The organism is Bradyrhizobium sp. MI1.7, assembly GCF_055811795.1.
The window spans coordinates 1-12,399 of record NZ_JBVVPO010000124.1; the positions used below are offsets into that span (position 1 = coordinate 1).

General features: G+C 64.8%; 12 protein-coding genes. 6 read left to right on the forward strand and 6 right to left on the reverse strand.

What is annotated here, in order from left to right:
- Nucleotides 1–119: 119 nt before the first annotated feature.
- The 6 genes from AC0L3X_RS45070 (at nt 120) to AC0L3X_RS45095 (ending at nt 6,005) form a co-directional block, all read left to right on the forward strand.
- Nucleotides 120–581 (forward strand): DUF3237 domain-containing protein, encoded by a 462-nt coding sequence (locus AC0L3X_RS45070; protein ID WP_063980928.1) that lies wholly within the window; start codon nt 120–122, stop codon nt 579–581.
- 260 nt (nt 582–841) lie between these two features.
- Nucleotides 842–1,651, forward strand: a complete 810-nt coding sequence (locus AC0L3X_RS45075; protein ID WP_063980927.1) for a crotonase/enoyl-CoA hydratase family protein — start codon at nt 842–844, stop codon at nt 1,649–1,651.
- Nucleotides 1,648–3,531: a feruloyl-CoA synthase gene (locus AC0L3X_RS45080; protein ID WP_283017991.1), complete on the forward strand. Its 1,884-nt coding sequence runs from the start codon at nt 1,648–1,650 to the stop codon at nt 3,529–3,531. The genes AC0L3X_RS45075 and AC0L3X_RS45080 overlap by 4 nt, the downstream gene beginning before the upstream one ends.
- 25 nt (nt 3,532–3,556) lie before the next feature.
- Nucleotides 3,557–4,318, forward strand: coding sequence for a 3-hydroxyacyl-CoA dehydrogenase (locus tag AC0L3X_RS45085; protein ID WP_038933541.1), 762 nt, complete (start codon nt 3,557–3,559; stop codon nt 4,316–4,318).
- 25 nt (nt 4,319–4,343) lie between these two features.
- Entirely contained in the window at nt 4,344–4,775 is a 432-nt protein-coding gene (locus AC0L3X_RS45090) for an acyl-CoA thioesterase (RefSeq protein WP_063980925.1), read from the forward strand.
- A gap of 78 nt (nt 4,776–4,853) precedes the next feature.
- Complete coding sequence (locus AC0L3X_RS45095; protein WP_354131606.1) at nt 4,854–6,005, forward strand: ABC transporter substrate-binding protein; 1,152 nt, start codon at nt 4,854–4,856, stop codon at nt 6,003–6,005.
- Nucleotides 6,006–6,394: 389 nt separating this feature from the next.
- Here AC0L3X_RS45095 and AC0L3X_RS45100 read toward each other — a convergent pair whose 3' ends face one another.
- The 6 genes from AC0L3X_RS45100 to AC0L3X_RS45125 all read right to left on the reverse strand — a co-directional run bounded on the left by AC0L3X_RS45100 (nt 6,395) and on the right by AC0L3X_RS45125 (nt 12,280).
- Nucleotides 6,395–7,546 (reverse strand): ABC transporter substrate-binding protein, encoded by a 1,152-nt coding sequence (locus tag AC0L3X_RS45100; RefSeq protein WP_354131606.1) that lies wholly within the window; start codon nt 7,544–7,546, stop codon nt 6,395–6,397.
- A gap of 78 nt (nt 7,547–7,624) precedes the next feature.
- Entirely contained in the window at nt 7,625–8,056 is a 432-nt protein-coding gene (locus AC0L3X_RS45105; protein WP_063980925.1) for an acyl-CoA thioesterase, read from the reverse strand.
- Nucleotides 8,057–8,081: 25 nt separating this feature from the next.
- Complete coding sequence (locus tag AC0L3X_RS45110) at nt 8,082–8,843, reverse strand: 3-hydroxyacyl-CoA dehydrogenase (protein ID WP_038933541.1); 762 nt, start codon at nt 8,841–8,843, stop codon at nt 8,082–8,084.
- Between the two features lie 25 nt (nt 8,844–8,868).
- On the reverse strand, nt 8,869–10,752 hold the full coding sequence (locus AC0L3X_RS45115) for a feruloyl-CoA synthase (protein WP_283017991.1): 1,884 nt from the start codon (nt 10,750–10,752) through the stop codon (nt 8,869–8,871).
- A complete protein-coding gene (locus AC0L3X_RS45120; protein ID WP_063980927.1) occupies nt 10,749–11,558 on the reverse strand; it encodes a crotonase/enoyl-CoA hydratase family protein in 810 nt (269 codons plus the stop codon). Before AC0L3X_RS45120 ends, AC0L3X_RS45115 begins: the two co-directional genes overlap by 4 nt.
- 260 nt (nt 11,559–11,818) lie before the next feature.
- The gene (locus tag AC0L3X_RS45125) at nt 11,819–12,280 is read right to left on the reverse strand and encodes a DUF3237 domain-containing protein (RefSeq protein ID WP_063980928.1); all 462 of its coding nucleotides are present in this window, start codon (nt 12,278–12,280) and stop codon (nt 11,819–11,821) included.
- Between the last annotated feature and the right edge of the window lie 119 nt (nt 12,281–12,399).

Consider the following 12,399-nt stretch of genomic DNA (forward strand, 5'->3'; position numbering starts at 1 on the left):
TCTCCGCCCGCACACCTGCGTTTGCGGAGACAACCCCTCATCCGGCGCTTCGCGCCACCTTCTCCCACAAGGGGAGAAGGAAGAGCACTGCGCTTGGCGCAATAGATCGGAGAGAAGCGATGACCACACCGGCGCTCGAGACCAAATACGTCTTCACCGTCACCGCAAAAATCGGCGACGTCATCACGGCCGGCGAGACCGGCATCGGCGTTCGCCGCATCATCCCGATTATCGGCGGCGAGGTGACGGGCGCGATCACCGGGAAGGTGCTGCCGTTCGGCGCCGACTTCCAGACCATCCGGCCCAACGAGCTGATCGATCTCGAAGCGAAATACGCCTTCGAGACGGATGACGGCGCTATCGTCTATGTCGAGAACAAGGGCATGCGCTTCGGCCCGGTCGAGCTGCTGCAAAAGCTCAAGCGCGGTGAGCCGGTCGATCCGAAACTGATCTATTTCCGCACGGTCCCGAAGTTCGAGACGGGGCACGAAAAATATCGCTGGCTGATGGAGCACATTTTTGTCGGCTCAGCCGCACGCCATGCGGACCGCGTGGTGATCGACGTGCATCAGGTGGTGTGACCACACGCTCCGCCGTCGTCCCTGCGAACGCAGGGACCCATACCGCGTGATCTATCAATTGCGACCGGCAGGAGTACCGAACGGCGAGTCTTCGCCAAACAACTCCCTGGGGTTATGGGTCCCTGCCTGCGCAGGGACGACACCGGGTTTGGCGTAGGGATCTTACCCACCTGACTTGCTACATCCTCAGGGACCGCACCGTCCCTCCTTGACTCCCCCAGAATTCGTTATACAACATAACTATTCTGACAAGGACGCAAATGACACAGGGAAACGCCGAGACCGCTGACGCGGGCGCCTCCGGGCTTTTGAGGATCGAGCGGGCGGACCGGGTTCTGACCGTGGGCCTGAACCGGCCGGCCAAGCGCAATGCGCTCAATGACGGCATTATCCTCGAAATCGGCGAGTGCTTTGCCTCCCTGCCCGAGGATATCGGCGCGGTCGTCATCCACGGCATCGGCGATCATTTCTCCTCCGGCCTCGACCTCTCCGAGCTTCAGGACCACGACGCGACCGGCGGCCTCCTCCATTCCCAGATGTGGCACCGGGTGTTCGACCGCATCCAGTACAGCCGCGTGCCCGTGATCGCTGCGCTCCGGGGCGCGGTGATCGGCGGCGGGCTGGAGCTGGCCTGCGCCGCCCATATCCGCGTCGCCGAGCCCTCGACCTATTTCGCCCTGCCGGAAGGGCAGCGCGGCATCTTCGTCGGCGGCGGCGGCTCGGTGCGGCTGCCGCGGCTGATCGGCGTTGCCAGGATGATGGACATGATGCTGACCGGCCGCGTCTATAGCGCGACCGAAGGCGCCTCCTACGGCTTTACGCAATATGTGACGGAGGCCGGCAACGGGCTCGGCAAGGCGCTGGAGCTTGCGACCAAGGTCGCCTCCAACGCGCCGCTGACGAACTTCGCCGTACTCCAGGCGCTGCCGATGATCGCGGAGGCCAATCCGCAGGCCGGCCTGTTGATGGAATCGCTGATGGCAACAGTTGCGCAGAGCGACAAAGAGGCAAAACGCAGGATCCGCGAATTCCTCGAACACAAGACCGCAAAGGTGAAGCCGAAGTCATGAGCGGACAGCCGTCCTCTTCCAGCATGGAGCGCGGCGCGAGCACTTCCCCGCTGCGGCCCATTTCGTTCGGCGATCCCGTCGTCAACATCGAGCGGCGCGACGACGGCACGATTTACCTGCGGCCCAAACAGCCGCTCGGCGACTATCCGGTCCGCCTCACCGACCGCCTGCATCACTGGGCGACGACGACGCCGGACCGCGTCTTCATGGCCGAGCGCGAAGGCGGTCGCGGCTGGCGCAAGATCACTTACGCCGAGCTGCTCGCCGCAAGCCGGCACATTGCGTCCGGCCTGATTGCGCGCGGCCTGTCGGCGGAGCGGCCGGTCGTCATCCTCTCAGGCAATTCGATCGACCACGCGCTGCTGGCGTTCGGCGCGTTCTATGCCGGAATTCCGTTCTGCCCGGTGTCGCCGGCCTATTCGCTGGTGTCGAAGGATTACGGCAAGCTCTCTTACCTGATGAAGCTGCTGACGCCCGGCCTCGTCTTCGCCGAGGACGCCGGCAAGTTCGCGGACGCGCTCACCGCCAATGTCTCGCTCGGCACCGAGATCGCCGCGTCCTGGGGCAGCGTGCCGGGCCGCGACGTCACCCTGCTCGCCGACCTCATGGCGACGCCGCTCCACGGCGATCTCGACGCGATACACGACAAAATCGGCCCCGACACGATCGCGAAGTTTTTGCTGACGTCGGGCTCGACCGGCAACCCCAAGGCCGTCATCAACACCCAGCGCATGATCTGCGCCAACCAGGTGATGCTGCGCGAGACTCTCGCCTTCCTCAAGGACGAGCCCCCGGTCATCATCGACTGGCTGCCCTGGAATCACACCTTTGGCGGCAACCACAATATCGGGCTGACGCTCTACAATGGCGGCTCGATGTATCTCGACGCCGGCAAGCCGGTGCCGGGCGGCATCGAGGAGACCGTGCGCAATCTCCAGGAGATTTCGCCGACGGTCTATTTCAACGTCCCCAAGGGCTATGAATCGCTGCTGCCGTATTTGCGCGACGACCAGGGCCTGCGCGCAAAGTTCTTCGACCGGCTGCACGCGATGTTCTTCTCGGGCGCCGCGCTGTCGCCATTCGTCTGGAACAGCCTCGACGAGCTCGCGGTGAAGGAGAAGGGCTACCGCGTGCCGATGCTGACGGGCCTTGGCGCCACCGAGACCGCGCCGTTCTTCATGTCGGTCAATCCGCGCACCAGCCGCTCCGGCCATGTCGGGTTGCCCGTATCGGGCAATGACGCCAAGCTGGTGCCGAACAACGGCAAGATGGAAGTGCGCGCCAAGGGGCCGAACGTAATGCCCGGCTATTGGCGCCAGCCCGACATCACCGCAAAATCCTTCGACGAGGAAGGATTTTACAAGATGGGCGACGCGCTCAAGCCCGTCGACCCCGATGATCTCAACGCCGGCTTCGATTTCGACGGCCGTGTCAGCGAAGACTTCAAGCTCGGCAGCGGAACCTGGGTCAGCGTCGGCCCGCTGCGCGCGCGCTTCGTCGCGGCCTGCGCGCCGCTGGTGCGCGACGTCGTCATCGCCGGCATCAACCGCGACGAAATCTCCGCGCTGGTGCTGCTCGATCTCGACGGCTGCCGGCTGATCAACCCGACGCTGCCGGCCGACGATCTCACCGTCACGGCCCGGGACCGGCTGGTGCGTGAAGCCTTCCGCGAGCGCCTGACACGCTTTCTGGCTTCGGCCACCGGTTCCTCGACGCGGATCACGCGCGCGATCCTGCTGGACACGCCGCTGTCGATCGACAAGGGCGAGGTCACCGACAAGGGCTCGATCAACCAGCGCGCGGTGCTCGAGCATCGCGACGCGCTGATCGAGGAGCTCTACGCTGCCAATCCATCGGACCGTGTGATATCGGTCGGCTAAGAAACCATCGCTACAGGAGAACGCCATGTTGTTGAAGGATCAGGCAGTCATCGTTACCGGCGGTGCATCGGGACTGGGCGCTGCGACCGCGCGAAAGCTGGCGGCGCAGGGCGCCAAGGTCGCGGTGTTCGACCTCAATGCCAAGCTTGCGGAGACCGTCGCCGCCGAGCTCAAGGGCGTCGCCGTGACCTGCGACGTCTCCGATGCCGCCTCGGCCGAGGCTGCGATCACGCAGGCGACCAAGGCGCATGGACCCGCGCGCGTGCTGGTCAATTGCGCCGGCATCGGCGTCGCCAAGCGCGTGGTCGGCCGCGACGGGCCGATGGCCCTTGCCGATTTCGACAAGGTGATCAAGGTCAACCTCATCGGCACCTTCAACATGCTGCGCCTCGCCGCGACCGAGATGTCCAAGCTCGAGCCGCAGGCGACCGGCGAGCGCGGCGTCATCATCAATACGGCGTCCGTTGCCGCCTATGACGGCCAGATCGGCCAGTCGGCCTATTCCGCCTCCAAGGGCGGCATCGTCGGCATGACGCTGCCGATCGCGCGCGAGCTCGCGCAGTTCGGCGTCCGCGTGCTGACCATCGCGCCCGGCCTGTTCCTGACGCCGCTGCTCGCCAACCTGCCGCAGGAAGCCCAGGACTCGCTCGCCGCCGCGATCCCGTTCCCGCGCCGGCTCGGCCACGCCGACGAGTTCGCCGCGCTCGCGCTGCACATGGTCGAGAACTCGTACCTGAACGGCGAAGTGGTGCGCCTCGACGGCTCGCTGCGCATGGCGCCGAAGTAAGGCGCAACGAAAGCAGGGTCATCGCATGTTCGTGAACCGGCGCGACGTCCAGATCCAGTGGGGCGACTGCGACCCCGCCAACATCGTCTATTACCCGCGCTATTTCGCGATGTTCGACGATTCGACCTCGACCCTGTTCGAGGTCGCCGGCTTCTCCAAGCAGGACCTGGTCCGCAAATACGGCCTAGTGGGTATCCCCATGGTCGATACGCGGGCCAAGTTCTACATCCCCTCGACCTATGGCGACTGGATCACCATCGAAACGAGGATCGAGAGCATCAAGCGCTCGAGCTTCGAGGTGAAGCACAGCGTCTACAAGGGCGAGGCGCTCGCGCTCGAGGGTTTTGAGACCCGCGTCCTGGTCGGCCGCGATCCCGTTAACCCCGACAAGCTGAAATCGGCACCGTTTCCAGCGGAAATGGTAGCCAAATTCACGGGGAGCTGGGTCTGGAGCTAAATCGCCGCATCACCAAAAGAGGGGGCTGAATTACCCCCCGATTTCTGCTTTCAAAGAAACACGTCAAGGGAGGAATAGATGAAACGCTTTTACCTGACCGCCGCCATCGCCGCGGCGACGCTTGCCCTGCCGGCTCTGCCTGCGCTGGCCCAGACCAGCGAAATCACCATCGGCATCACCACCACCACGACCGGCCCCGGCGCAGCGCTCGGCATTCCCGAGCGCAACGCGCTGGAATTCGTGCCGAAGGAGATCGGCGGCGTGCCGCTGAAGGTGATCGTGCTCGACGACGGCGGCGATCCCACCACGGCGACCACCAACGCCCGCCGCTTCGTGACCGAATCCAAGGCCGACATCATCATGGGCTCGGCGCTGACGCCGCCGACCATCGCGGTCTCCAACGTCGCCAACGAGGCCGGCATTCCGCATTTCGGCCTGGCGCCGTTCCCGATCACGCCTGAGCGCATGAAGTGGTCGGTGGCGATGCCGCAGCCGATCCCGATCGTGGGCAAGGTGCTGTACGACCACATGAAGTCGAAGGGCGTGAAGACCGTCGGCTATATCGGCTATTCCGACTCCTATGGCGACCTCTGGTTCAACGACCTGAAGGCCCAGGCCGTGCCGATGGGCATCACCATCGCCGATGAGGAGCGCTTCGCCCGCCCTGATACGTCAGTGACCGGACAGGTGCTAAAGCTCGTCGCCGCCAACCCCGATGCGATCCTGGTCGGCGCTTCCGGTACCGCGGCCGCGCTGCCGCAGACCGAGCTGCGCGAGCGCGGCTATCAGGGCCTGATCTACCAGACCCATGGCGCCGCCAGCGTGGACTTCATCCGCATCGCCGGCAAAGCAGCGGAAGGCGTGCTGATGGCCTCCGGTCCCGTCATGGACCCCGAGGACCAGCCCGACGAAGCCGCCACCAAGAAGCCGGGCCTCGCGCTCAACACCGCCTATGAGGCCAAGTACGGCCCGAACAGCCGCAGCCAGTTCGCCGGTCATTCCTATGATGCGTTCGAGATCCTCAAGCGCATCATTCCGACGGCGCTGAAAACCGCAAAGCCCGGCACGCCGGAATTCCGCGAAGCGATCCGCCAGGCGCTGCTGTCCGAGAAGGAGCTGGCGGCGAGCCAGGGCGTCTACAACTTCACCGAAAAGGACCGCTACGGCCTCGACGAGCGCTCGCGCATCCTGCTCACGGTGAAGAACGGCAAGTACACGCTCGTGAGGTAAGGCGCGGCAAGAGTTTTGAGACGACGAGAGCCGGCCCGTTGGGCCGGCTCTTTTGTTTTGGGTTTGAGATTGGCGAGTGCGAAGTCGAATCGAGTCGGCCTACAGCAGCGCTCTCTCCGTTCCCTCCCCCCTTGCGGGGGAGGGCTAGGGAGAGGGGTGGTCCAGGAAAAGGTACCCGTTGTTGATGATGCATCGAGGGCGGGTGCACGACGGAAAGAATTCCCGTGTGGCACCCCTCTCCCTGCCCCTCCCCCGCAAGGGGGGAGGGAACGGAGAGAGCGCTGCTGTAGGCCGACTCGATTCGACTTCGCACTCGCCAATCTCAAACCCAAAACAAAAGAGCCGGCCCAACGGGCCGGCTCTCGTCGTCTCAAAACTCTTGCCGCGCCTTACCTCACGAGCGTGTACTTGCCGTTCTTCACCGTGAGCAGGATGCGCGAGCGCTCGTCGAGGCCGTAGCGGTCCTTTTCGGTGAAGTTGTAGACGCCCTGGCTCGCCGCCAGCTCCTTCTCGGACAGCAGCGCCTGGCGGATCGCTTCGCGGAATTCCGGCGTGCCGGGCTTTGCGGTTTTCAGCGCCGTCGGAATGATGCGCTTGAGGATCTCGAACGCATCATAGGAATGACCGGCGAACTGGCTGCGGCTGTTCGGGCCGTACTTGGCCTCATAGGCGGTGTTGAGCGCGAGGCCCGGCTTCTTGGTGGCGGCTTCGTCGGGCTGGTCCTCGGGGTCCATGACGGGACCGGAGGCCATCAGCACGCCTTCCGCTGCTTTGCCGGCGATGCGGATGAAGTCCACGCTGGCGGCGCCATGGGTCTGGTAGATCAGGCCCTGATAGCCGCGCTCGCGCAGCTCGGTCTGCGGCAGCGCGGCCGCGGTACCGGAAGCGCCGACCAGGATCGCATCGGGGTTGGCGGCGACGAGCTTTAGCACCTGTCCGGTCACTGACGTATCAGGGCGGGCGAAGCGCTCCTCATCGGCGATGGTGATGCCCATCGGCACGGCCTGGGCCTTCAGGTCGTTGAACCAGAGGTCGCCATAGGAGTCGGAATAGCCGATATAGCCGACGGTCTTCACGCCCTTCGACTTCATGTGGTCGTACAGCACCTTGCCCACGATCGGGATCGGCTGCGGCATCGCCACCGACCACTTCATGCGCTCAGGCGTGATCGGGAACGGCGCCAGGCCGAAATGCGGAATGCCGGCCTCGTTGGCGACGTTGGAGACCGCGATGGTCGGCGGCGTCAGCGCCGAGCCCATGATGATGTCGGCCTTGGATTCGGTCACGAAGCGGCGGGCGTTGGTGGTCGCCGTGGTGGGATCGCCGCCGTCGTCGAGCACGATCACCTTCAGCGGCACGCCGCCGATCTCCTTCGGCACGAATTCCAGCGCGTTGCGCTCGGGAATGCCGAGCGCTGCGCCGGGGCCGGTCGTGGTGGTGGTGATGCCGATGGTGATTTCGCTGGTCTGGGCCAGCGCAGGCAGAGCCGGCAGGGCAAGCGTCGCCGCGGCGATGGCGGCGGTCAGGTAAAAGCGTTTCATCTATTCCTCCCTTGACGTGTTTCTTTGAAAGCAGAAATCGGGGGGTAATTCAGCCCCCTCTTTTGGTGATGCGGCGATTTAGCTCCAGACCCAGCTCCCCGTGAATTTGGCTACCATTTCCGCTGGAAACGGTGCCGATTTCAGCTTGTCGGGGTTAACGGGATCGCGGCCGACCAGGACGCGGGTCTCAAAACCCTCGAGCGCGAGCGCCTCGCCCTTGTAGACGCTGTGCTTCACCTCGAAGCTCGAGCGCTTGATGCTCTCGATCCTCGTTTCGATGGTGATCCAGTCGCCATAGGTCGAGGGGATGTAGAACTTGGCCCGCGTATCGACCATGGGGATACCCACTAGGCCGTATTTGCGGACCAGGTCCTGCTTGGAGAAGCCGGCGACCTCGAACAGGGTCGAGGTCGAATCGTCGAACATCGCGAAATAGCGCGGGTAATAGACGATGTTGGCGGGGTCGCAGTCGCCCCACTGGATCTGGACGTCGCGCCGGTTCACGAACATGCGATGACCCTGCTTTCGTTGCGCCTTACTTCGGCGCCATGCGCAGCGAGCCGTCGAGGCGCACCACTTCGCCGTTCAGGTACGAGTTCTCGACCATGTGCAGCGCGAGCGCGGCGAACTCGTCGGCGTGGCCGAGCCGGCGCGGGAACGGGATCGCGGCGGCGAGCGAGTCCTGGGCTTCCTGCGGCAGGTTGGCGAGCAGCGGCGTCAGGAACAGGCCGGGCGCGATGGTCAGCACGCGGACGCCGAACTGCGCGAGCTCGCGCGCGATCGGCAGCGTCATGCCGACGATGCCGCCCTTGGAGGCGGAATAGGCCGACTGGCCGATCTGGCCGTCATAGGCGGCAACGGACGCCGTATTGATGATGACGCCGCGCTCGCCGGTCGCCTGCGGCTCGAGCTTGGACATCTCGGTCGCGGCGAGGCGCAGCATGTTGAAGGTGCCGATGAGGTTGACCTTGATCACCTTGTCGAAATCGGCAAGGGCCATCGGCCCGTCGCGGCCGACCACGCGCTTGGCGACGCCGATGCCGGCGCAATTGACCAGCACGCGCGCGGGTCCATGCGCCTTGGTCGCCTGCGTGATCGCAGCCTCGGCCGAGGCGGCATCGGAGACGTCGCAGGTCACGGCGACGCCCTTGAGCTCGGCGGCGACGGTCTCCGCAAGCTTGGCATTGAGGTCGAACACCGCGACCTTGGCGCCCTGCGCCGCCAGCTTTCGCGCGGTCGCAGCGCCCAGTCCCGATGCACCGCCGGTAACGATGACTGCCTGATCCTTCAACAACATGGCGTTCTCCTGTAGCGATGGTTTCTTAGCCGACCGATATCACACGGTCCGATGGATTGGCAGCGTAGAGCTCCTCGATCAGCGCGTCGCGATGCTCGAGCACCGCGCGCTGGTTGATCGAGCCCTTGTCGGTGACCTCGCCCTTGTCGATCGACAGCGGCGTGTCCAGCAGGATCGCGCGCGTGATCCGCGTCGAGGAACCGGTGGCCGAAGCCAGAAAGCGTGTCAGGCGCTCGCGGAAGGCTTCACGCACCAGCCGGTCCCGGGCCGTGACGGTGAGATCGTCGGCCGGCAGCGTCGGGTTGATCAGCCGGCAGCCGTCGAGATCGAGCAGCACCAGCGCGGAGATTTCGTCGCGGTTGATGCCGGCGATGACGACGTCGCGCACCAGCGGCGCGCAGGCCGCGACGAAGCGCGCGCGCAGCGGGCCGACGCTGACCCAGGTTCCGCTGCCGAGCTTGAAGTCTTCGCTGACACGGCCGTCGAAATCGAAGCCGGCGTTGAGATCATCGGGGTCGACGGGCTTGAGCGCGTCGCCCATCTTGTAAAATCCTTCCTCGTCGAAGGATTTTGCGGTGATGTCGGGCTGGCGCCAATAGCCGGGCATTACGTTCGGCCCCTTGGCGCGCACTTCCATCTTGCCGTTGTTCGGCACCAGCTTGGCGTCATTGCCCGATACGGGCAACCCGACATGGCCGGAGCGGCTGGTGCGCGGATTGACCGACATGAAGAACGGCGCGGTCTCGGTGGCGCCAAGGCCCGTCAGCATCGGCACGCGGTAGCCCTTCTCCTTCACCGCGAGCTCGTCGAGGCTGTTCCAGACGAATGGCGACAGCGCGGCGCCCGAGAAGAACATCGCGTGCAGCCGGTCGAAGAACTTTGCGCGCAGGCCCTGGTCGTCGCGCAAATACGGCAGCAGCGATTCATAGCCCTTGGGGACGTTGAAATAGACCGTCGGCGAAATCTCCTGGAGATTGCGCACGGTCTCCTCGATGCCGCCCGGCACCGGCTTGCCGGCGTCGAGATACATCGAGCCGCCATTGTAGAGCGTCAGCCCGATATTGTGGTTGCCGCCAAAGGTGTGATTCCAGGGCAGCCAGTCGATGATGACCGGGGGCTCGTCCTTGAGGAAGGCGAGAGTCTCGCGCAGCATCACCTGGTTGGCGCAGATCATGCGCTGGGTGTTGATGACGGCCTTGGGGTTGCCGGTCGAGCCCGACGTCAGCAAAAACTTCGCGATCGTGTCGGGGCCGATTTTGTCGTGTATCGCGTCGAGATCGCCGTGGAGCGGCGTCGCCATGAGGTCGGCGAGCAGGGTGACGTCGCGGCCCGGCACGCTGCCCCAGGACGCGGCGATCTCGGTGCCGAGCGAGACATTGGCGGTGAGCGCGTCCGCGAACTTGCCGGCGTCCTCGGCGAAGACGAGGCCGGGCGTCAGCAGCTTCATCAGGTAAGAGAGCTTGCCGTAATCCTTCGACACCAGCGAATAGGCCGGCGACACCGGGCAGAACGGAATTCCGGCATAGAACGCGCCGAACGCCAGCAGCGCGTGGTCGATCGAATTGCCTGAGAGGATGACGACCGGCCGCTCCGCCGACAGGCCGCGCGCAATCAGGCCGGACGCAATGTGCCGGCTTGCGGCGAGCAGCTCGGCGTAAGTGATCTTGCGCCAGCCGCGACCGCCTTCGCGCTCGGCCATGAAGACGCGGTCCGGCGTCGTCGTCGCCCAGTGATGCAGGCGGTCGGTGAGGCGGACCGGATAGTCGCCGAGCGGCTGTTTGGGCCGCAGGTAAATCGTGCCGTCGTCGCGCCGCTCGATGTTGACGACGGGATCGCCGAACGAAATGGGCCGCAGCGGGGAAGTGCTCGCGCCGCGCTCCATGCTGGAAGAGGACGGCTGTCCGCTCATGACTTCGGCTTCACCTTTGCGGTCTTGTGTTCGAGGAATTCGCGGATCCTGCGTTTTGCCTCTTTGTCGCTCTGCGCAACTGTTGCCATCAGCGATTCCATCAACAGGCCGGCCTGCGGATTGGCCTCCGCGATCATCGGCAGCGCCTGGAGTACGGCGAAGTTCGTCAGCGGCGCGTTGGAGGCGACCTTGGTCGCAAGCTCCAGCGCCTTGCCGAGCCCGTTGCCGGCCTCCGTCACATATTGCGTAAAGCCGTAGGAGGCGCCTTCGGTCGCGCTATAGACGCGGCCGGTCAGCATCATGTCCATCATCCTGGCAACGCCGATCAGCCGCGGCAGCCGCACCGAGCCGCCGCCGCCGACGAAGATGCCGCGCTGCCCTTCCGGCAGGGCGAAATAGGTCGAGGGCTCGGCGACGCGGATATGGGCGGCGCAGGCCAGCTCCAGCCCGCCGCCGATCACCGCGCCCCGGAGCGCAGCGATCACGGGCACGCGGCTGTACTGGATGCGGTCGAACACCCGGTGCCACATCTGGGAATGGAGGAGGCCGCCGGTCGCGTCGTGGTCCTGAAGCTCGGAGAGGTCGAGGCCGGAGGAGAAATGATCGCCGATGCCGTGGATGACGACCGCGCCGATATCCTCGGGCAGGGAGGCAAAGCACTCGCCGATTTCGAGGATAATGCCGTCATTGAGCGCATTGCGCTTGGCCGGCCGGTTCAGGCCCACGGTCAGAACCCGGTCCGCCCGCTCGATCCTCAAAAGCCCGGAGGCGCCCGCGTCAGCGGTCTCGGCGTTTCCCTGTGTCATTTGCGTCCTTGTCAGAATAGTTATGTTGTATAACGAATTCTGGGGGAGTCAAGGAGGGACGGTGCGGTCCCTGAGGATGTAGCAAGTCAGGTGGGTAAGATCCCTACGCCAAACCCGGTGTCGTCCCTGCGCAGGCAGGGACCCATAACCCCAGGGAGTTGTTTGGCGAAGACTCGCCGTTCGGTACTCCTGCCGGTCGCAATTGATAGATCACGCGGTATGGGTCCCTGCGTTCGCAGGGACGACGGCGGAGCGTGTGGTCACACCACCTGATGCACGTCGATCACCACGCGGTCCGCATGGCGTGCGGCTGAGCCGACAAAAATGTGCTCCATCAGCCAGCGATATTTTTCGTGCCCCGTCTCGAACTTCGGGACCGTGCGGAAATAGATCAGTTTCGGATCGACCGGCTCACCGCGCTTGAGCTTTTGCAGCAGCTCGACCGGGCCGAAGCGCATGCCCTTGTTCTCGACATAGACGATAGCGCCGTCATCCGTCTCGAAGGCGTATTTCGCTTCGAGATCGATCAGCTCGTTGGGCCGGATGGTCTGGAAGTCGGCGCCGAACGGCAGCACCTTCCCGGTGATCGCGCCCGTCACCTCGCCGCCGATAATCGGGATGATGCGGCGAACGCCGATGCCGGTCTCGCCGGCCGTGATGACGTCGCCGATTTTTGCGGTGACGGTGAAGACGTATTTGGTCTCGAGCGCCGGTGTGGTCATCGCTTCTCTCCGATCTATTGCGCCAAGCGCAGTGCTCTTCCTTCTCCCCTTGTGGGAGAAGGTGGCGCGAAGCGCCGGATGAGGGGTTGTCTCCGCAAACGCAGGTGTGCGGGCGGAGA

Bases quoted from the DNA above. Each gene is read 5' to 3' on its own strand.
- AC0L3X_RS45070 (WP_063980928.1), top strand. From the start codon at position 120: ATGACCACACCGGCGCTCGAGACCAAATACGTCTTCACCGTCACCGCA.
- AC0L3X_RS45075 (WP_063980927.1), top strand. From the start codon at position 842: ATGACACAGGGAAACGCCGAGACCGCTGACGCGGGCGCCTCCGGGCTT.
- AC0L3X_RS45080 (WP_283017991.1), top strand. From the start codon at position 1,648: ATGAGCGGACAGCCGTCCTCTTCCAGCATGGAGCGCGGCGCGAGCACT.
- AC0L3X_RS45085 (WP_038933541.1), top strand. From the start codon at position 3,557: ATGTTGTTGAAGGATCAGGCAGTCATCGTTACCGGCGGTGCATCGGGA.
- AC0L3X_RS45090 (WP_063980925.1), top strand. From the start codon at position 4,344: ATGTTCGTGAACCGGCGCGACGTCCAGATCCAGTGGGGCGACTGCGAC.
- AC0L3X_RS45095 (WP_354131606.1), top strand. From the start codon at position 4,854: ATGAAACGCTTTTACCTGACCGCCGCCATCGCCGCGGCGACGCTTGCC.
- AC0L3X_RS45100 (WP_354131606.1), bottom strand. From the start codon at position 7,546: ATGAAACGCTTTTACCTGACCGCCGCCATCGCCGCGGCGACGCTTGCC.
- AC0L3X_RS45105 (WP_063980925.1), bottom strand. From the start codon at position 8,056: ATGTTCGTGAACCGGCGCGACGTCCAGATCCAGTGGGGCGACTGCGAC.
- AC0L3X_RS45110 (WP_038933541.1), bottom strand. From the start codon at position 8,843: ATGTTGTTGAAGGATCAGGCAGTCATCGTTACCGGCGGTGCATCGGGA.
- AC0L3X_RS45115 (WP_283017991.1), bottom strand. From the start codon at position 10,752: ATGAGCGGACAGCCGTCCTCTTCCAGCATGGAGCGCGGCGCGAGCACT.
- AC0L3X_RS45120 (WP_063980927.1), bottom strand. From the start codon at position 11,558: ATGACACAGGGAAACGCCGAGACCGCTGACGCGGGCGCCTCCGGGCTT.
- AC0L3X_RS45125 (WP_063980928.1), bottom strand. From the start codon at position 12,280: ATGACCACACCGGCGCTCGAGACCAAATACGTCTTCACCGTCACCGCA.